Annotated in this window: 4 protein-coding genes; all 4 read left to right on the forward strand. The window is 51.0% G+C overall.

All coding sequences use genetic code 11. From position 1 onward, the window contains the following. A partial coding sequence (locus AB7S66_RS10710) for a carbohydrate ABC transporter permease (protein ID WP_428519864.1) occupies positions 1 to 778 on the forward strand: 778 nt, incomplete at its 5' end. A 44-nt stretch (positions 779 to 822) separates the two neighbouring features. Further along, positions 823 to 2,523, forward strand: a complete 1,701-nt coding sequence (locus tag AB7S66_RS10715; RefSeq protein ID WP_428519866.1) for an ABC transporter substrate-binding protein — start codon at positions 823 to 825, stop codon at positions 2,521 to 2,523. A gap of 73 nt (positions 2,524 to 2,596) precedes the next feature. Next, positions 2,597 to 4,063 carry a sulfatase family protein gene (locus AB7S66_RS10720; RefSeq protein WP_428519868.1) on the forward strand — a complete coding sequence of 489 codons (1,467 nt, stop codon included), beginning with the start codon at positions 2,597 to 2,599 and terminating at the stop codon, positions 4,061 to 4,063. 37 nt (positions 4,064 to 4,100) lie between these two features. After that, positions 4,101 to 6,332, forward strand: coding sequence for a helix-turn-helix transcriptional regulator (locus AB7S66_RS10725; RefSeq protein WP_428519870.1), 2,232 nt, complete (start codon positions 4,101 to 4,103; stop codon positions 6,330 to 6,332). Positions 6,333 to 6,357 lie beyond the last annotated feature (25 nt).

Below are 6,357 nucleotides of genomic sequence, written 5' to 3' on the forward strand. Positions count from 1 at the left end.
CTCACTGAGCGAGCCTCAGGCGGTGATGGCACATAAGGTCTGGCTCTTCCCGGTTAACTTCGACCTGGTAAGTTACAAGGCGGTCTTTACCAACAAGCAGATTGGAACCGGGTACATGAACAGCCTCTACTATATGGTTACAGGAACGGTCATCAGCGTGATGCTCACCATGCTGATCGCCTATCCGCTCTCCAGGAAAGAGTTCTATGGACGGAAGTTTGTAACCAAGTTCATCCTGTTCACGATGCTCTTCACCGGTGGAATCATTCCCCTTTATTTGGTGGTTCGTCAGCTCGGTATCTATGATACCCGACTCTCGATCATCCTCCCCAATGCGATAACCGTATGGAATGTCATCATTGCCCGTACATTCCTGCAGGAGAATATCTCTGATGAACTGTATGAGGCCGCTGAGATAGACGGATGCTCCGATATCCGCTTCCTCTTCACCTTTGTATTCCCTCTCAGTGGGGCAATTGTAGCGGTCCTCGCTCTCTTTTATGCAGTAGGGCAGTGGAACAAGTACTTCGATGCACTCTTGTACCTTCAGGACCAGGCCCTGTATCCTCTGCAGATTGTGCTTCGTAACATCCTTATCATTAACCGAAACACCCCGTCCATGACGACGGATGTGGAGGCAGCGATACGGTCCCAGGGTCTGAGTGAGACGATTCGCTATGCGGTAATTGTTGTGGCGAGCTTGCCCCTTCTGGTCATCTATCCGTTTGTCCAGAAGTTCTTCGTCAAGGGAGTCATGATCGGCTCCGTCAAAGGTTGATCGTACCGGATGCATACAATGACATCCGATACCAAGGAGGACATATGAAAAAGCATTTCTTGATTGTGTTGTTGGTTGCGCTGTTGTTGCCCGCAACTCTGTTTGCCCAAGGTTCCAAGGCTACCGCAGCTGAGGACGCAGTTCAGTATACCCCGGTAGGGACCTTCCCCATCGTGGAAAGCCCGGTAACCGTGGATATCATGGTCGCACAGCCACCTTGTGTCGAGGATTACAATACCAACCGCTTCACCAAGTACATGGAAGAGCTGACCGGTGTGAAGGTGAACTACATCATGATCCCCGAGCAGGCTGCCACCGAGAAACTTGCCCTGGTCCTGGCCAGTGGCGACTATCCGGATGCATTCCTGGGCTTTGCAGTAAGCAATGAGCTTGAAACCAACTATGGTGCCATGGAAGGGTTGTTCCTGCCACTCAATGAGTACTACAGCAAGGATTGGATGCCCAACATGATGAAGGCATTCGAGGAGTTCCCGGGGGCTGTTGGATTCATGACCAACATCGATGGAAACATCTACTCCTTCCCACGGTTGGAAGGTTGTTACCACTGTTCAAACCAGGCAAAGATGTTTGTCTACCAGCCATTCCTCGATGCCCTGGGTCTTGAGACCCCAACCACCACTGAAGAGTTCTATCAGGTATTGAAGGCTATCAAGACACAGGATCCCAATGGAAACGGCAAGGCTGATGAGATTCCCCTTGCAGGTTCAATCATTGGTTGGTCCGACCAGGTTGAGCGCTTCCTGCTCAACAGCTTCATCTACTGTGACCTTGACACCAACATCAACAGTAATGCTGATGACAACGTCGGCTACCTGATGGATGGAAAGAAGGTCGATACCGCAGTGAACAAGGACGCTTACCGTGATGGTCTTGCATACATCAACAAGCTCTACAAGGAAGGCTTGATCTACAATGGTTCATTCACCCAGGATTCCAGCCAGCTGACCCAGTTGGTGGAGAGTTCCTCTGAGCCTGTAGTTGGCTTTGCAACCGGTGGATGGAGAGGTCAGTTCTCAACCATTGGGGGAGACCGCTTCAATAACTTCCGCGCAATCGCTCCACTTGAAGGTCCTGATGGCGTGCAGTATGCAGTTGCATTCCTCCAGAACCCTGAAGTAGGCCAACTGGTACTCAGCAGTGAGACCAAGTATGCCGAGGCAATTGTCCGTTACTTCGACTATATGTACAGCCTCGAAGGCACCCTGCAGCAGCGCAATGGATTCCAGGGCGAAGCTTGGGACTGGGCAGAGGAAGGACAGGTTGGTCTTGATGGCAAGCCGGCAATCTGGCAGGAGTTGGTTCAGTGGAACGACAAGGATCCCCAGAATGATACCTGGATCCAGACCTATGCAGCAGCGATGACTCCTTCCTTGAAGAATGGCCTTGCCTCTGTTCCAATGAGCAAGGATAACCCTGACTACTACAAGCCGGAAAACAACGAGAAGGTACTCTTCGATGAGACCCGTGAACTGTACAAGCCATATGAGGACACCTCCGTTGAGGTCCCCAAGCTCAAGTTCACTGCTGACGAAAACGAGGAGTTCTCCACCGTCAAGCGCGAGCTTGCCAACTACATCCGTCAGAGTGCGGTTAAGTTCATGGTCGGTTCCCTTGATGTGAACGATGACAAGGTCTGGAATGACTACCTTGCCAACCTCGAGAAGTTACAGTTGTCCAAGGTTCTGGACCTGATGCAGACTGCCTACGACCGCCAGTACAAGTAAAGTACTAGCCGAGGATGGAATCAGCGCACAAGGCTGTCAAAGGCCTTGTGCTTTGCATTGGGAGAAGAGGAAAATGGAGCAGAGGAAGCCAAACATCGTGTACATACTTGCTGATGACCTCGGCTACGGGGATGTCTCATCCCTTAATCCTGGTTGTCCCTTTGCTACCACCCATTTCGGCCGTCTCTCCCGTGAAGGGATGCAATGCACCGACGCCCATGCTACCAGTGCAGTGTGTACTCCAAGTCGCTACAGCATCATCACCGGTAGGTACAACTGGAGGAGTGAACTCAAGAGCTCAGTGCTTGGGGGGTTCTCTCCACCTCTTATTGATGCACAAAGAAAGACCATTGCCCAAATGCTCAAGGAGAGGGGATATTCCACCCACGCAGTAGGCAAGTGGCACTTGGGAATGGAACTTCCCAAGCAAGATGATTTCATAGAACAACCTGGTTTTGCAGACAGTCATACCATAGACTACAGCAAGCCGATCAAAAAAGGTCCTGTTTCTGTAGGGTTTGACACATTTTATGGCATCAGCGGATCGCTGGACATGCCTCCCTATGTCTACATCAAGGATGACCGCTTCACTTCCATCCCTACCAAGGTTACCAAGGGGGAAGGGATGGGCTACTGGAGAGAAGGACTTACCGCCGACGATTTTATCCATGAAGAGGTGCTGGACCACCTCACAGACAAGGCAGTGGAGGTGATCGAAAAAGAGAGTGACCATCCCTTCTTTCTATATTTCGCACTTCCTGCCCCTCATACCCCAATCCTTCCTGCCAAGGAGTTTCAGGGAAGATCCAAAACCAATGACTACGGGGATTTTGTCCTCCACTGTGACAGTGTTGTTGGGCGAATCCTCTCCGCGTTGGATGAGGTAGGATTGAGGGAAGATACCTTGGTGGTATTCACCAGTGACAACGGCTGTTCTCCTTCGGCTGACTTCCCTGCCTTGGAAAGGGCAGGGCATCACCCGAGTTACCATTTCAGGGGGATGAAGGCTGACATCTATGAAGGGGGCCATCGGGTTCCCCTGCTTATTCGATGGCCGAAAGTGATTGAACCGGGCTCCACGTGTGACCAGCTTGTCTCGCTCTGTGACTTTTATGCCACCTTGGCTGAATATCTGGGAGTGGACCTGGCAGCAGATGAGGCTGTGGACAGTTACAGCATGCTTGCAACGCTCAAATCTCCCTCACTCCCGACTCGTCCATCCCTCGTGCATCAAAGCATCGATGGATCACTTTCCTTGCGCAGGGGGCCTTGGAAGCTTGAGATGTGCAAGGGCAGTGGTGGATGGTCCTTCCCTGTCCCGGGAAGCAAGGATGAAATACAGCTTCCTTCCCTGCAGCTGTACAACCTGGAAGAGGATATCAGGGAACAAGTGAATGTTGCTTCAGCATATCCAGGGATTGTCCAAGAAATGAAGGGAGAGTTACGTGCGATCGTTGAGCAAGGTCGGAGTACCGCTGGGCCGAGACAGACCAACGATGGGGTGGCAATCTGGGAGACCGTTTCCTGGTTGCAAGGCTAACCATGGCTCTTTTATGTATGCTATACTGCTTCCACTTATGAGAAAGATAGAGCGCAAGATTCCTGATGCAAGAACCGTTGTTCTCTTCCTCACTACCTTGGTTTTGTGCTTTATCATCCTGGTCATGAGTCAGTCCTGGATGCTGAGTACGGTACGAAGGGACAAGCAGGAACAGACTTACTCCATGTTGCAGCTGATACGTTCCACCACCGATCTTTCACTGGACCAGATGTTCAAACTCAGCCAGACCTTGCTGCTCAATAATGATATTGCCACATTCATCTACCAGGGCCAAGTGCCTGTAGGCTCTGAGGATATCCAGGCCCTTATCGACGCCAAGGCATTGTTGCCTACATCCACCAACATCAATGCCATGCTGAGTGAGATATATGTGTACTCTGACAAGAGCGGCTATATTCTCTCTTCGCGCAATGCGTTTCTCGACCCTGAGAAGATGTATCCTACCTTGTTTGCCTTTGAGAATCTGAATTACCGACAGTTCAAGAGCAAATATCTGAGTGCACCATTTACCCGCAAATTTTTCCCTGAGACCACAGCTCTGGTTCATGGACGCCAGCAATCAGTCATTCCCTTGGTGCAGACCTTCCCCTTGAATATTCCCGGGTCCAATGCTGGAAAAATCATGTTGTTGCTGGACAGCAGCTATATTGCCGGCCTCCTGCAAGAGCAGGTAGAGGGGATGAATCCAACGGTCTATATAACCGATAGTGAGGGTACGGTAATTACCTCATCCGGAGACCTCTCCCTGATTGTGGGAGAATCCTACGAGGATGGGCAGCATCGTATCTTCATTGATGGGCAGGAGTATGTACTCTCTGTCACCAGCTCCGATCAGAGTGGGCTTAAATTCTATTCTCTCCTTTCTCTCAAGGAGGTCAGGGCGATGCTCAGCCCACTGTGGGTATTGCTTACCGGGGTGGTCATTGTCATGTTCCTCCTCTTGGGGCTGTTCTCTGTGTATATCCTTGCACGCAGTAACCGGCACTGGAATGAGCTACTTGGGCTTGCCGGGGAGGGGCAGAAGCCGCTTCCCTACGAGCAAGCTGTGGGATACATCAAGTCCATTGTAGAACAGGATCGTTCCCTGGTCCGTCAGGCTGGTGGTACACCCTTTATTACCGATACATTCTTCCGACGATTGATCCACGGAAAGATGCTTGGAACCGCAGAGATCCAGGCAATGCTCAAGCAGGTACAGACGGATATCGATCTGACTCGGTCTTTCACCTACCAGATGGTGCATATTGCCATCCATGATGTGCATGACTTTCTCTCCAGTGAACGGTTGGAGGATATCGATTTTACCCGTATTGCAGCACAGAAACAGGCCCAGCGTGCTTTTGGGAAGCAATATTATCTTTATATGGACTATGCATTCTCCATCTGGATCATGCTCTGGCATGTAGATTCCAGGTTCCTGGAGACCCAGATAGACCTGTTCTGGAGGGAGTTTGTCAATGTTGCTCCCAGTACTACCAGTATGGCGGTCAGTAGCCCGAAACGTAGCTTGGATGATGTGTTTAGTGCTACAAACGAGTGTAGCGAGGTCCAACAGAGCTTGGTCAGTGAGAAACAAGTTGAGGTGATGCGCCGCTATCGTGACCTTTCCTTGAAAAGGGAACCCTACCACTATACTGCAGATATGGAGCGTAAGCTCAGTGGTGCGGTCTTGCGTGGTGAGCGTGAGGCGCTTGAGGAGATTCTCCAGACCATCGAGCAGGATAACTTTGTGGCACGAAGTCTGGGACCGGAGGAGCATGGGAACCTGCTCAAGGTGCTCTATGCTACTGCGATCAAGCTCAGCCAAGGGATGAGGATGCCCTTGAATCAATCAGTCTTCACTACCTTTGCAGATGCCAAGCAGTTCTTCCTCTCCCAGGCTCTGGCGATCAACAGGACGAATAATGACAAGGATGAGGTCTTGGTCCGGAGGATTGTTTCCTATATCCAGGACTACTATGCAGATCCTTCCCTCAATCTCTCCAATATGGCAGAGCACTTTGGAATGAAGGAGAGCTTCCTCTACCACTTCATGCAGACCAGGATGGAGACCTCCTTTGCACAATATGTGGAGACCTATCGGCTGGAACGTTCCTTGGTGCTCTTCAGTGAGAAACAGATGACCATCGGGGAGATTGCCACCCTCTGCGGATATTCCAATCCCCAGACATTCAGGAGAGCCTTCCAGAAACGCTATGGCATGCTTCCCTCGGACTACCAGAAGACGGTGTTGTATCAGAAGAAGTAAAAAGGTTGTGTGTCCTCTCCAGAGC

Source organism: Sphaerochaeta sp. (genome assembly GCF_050178175.1).
Lineage (GTDB): Bacteria > Spirochaetota > Spirochaetia > Sphaerochaetales > Sphaerochaetaceae > Sphaerochaeta.

Excerpts from the sequence above, each read along its gene's own strand:
- AB7S66_RS10725 (WP_428519870.1), top strand. The coding sequence starts at position 4,101 with ATGAGAAAGATAGAGCGCAAGATTCCTGATGCAAGAACCGTTGTTCTC.
- AB7S66_RS10715 (WP_428519866.1), top strand. The coding sequence starts at position 823 with ATGAAAAAGCATTTCTTGATTGTGTTGTTGGTTGCGCTGTTGTTGCCC.
- AB7S66_RS10720 (WP_428519868.1), top strand. The coding sequence starts at position 2,597 with ATGGAGCAGAGGAAGCCAAACATCGTGTACATACTTGCTGATGACCTC.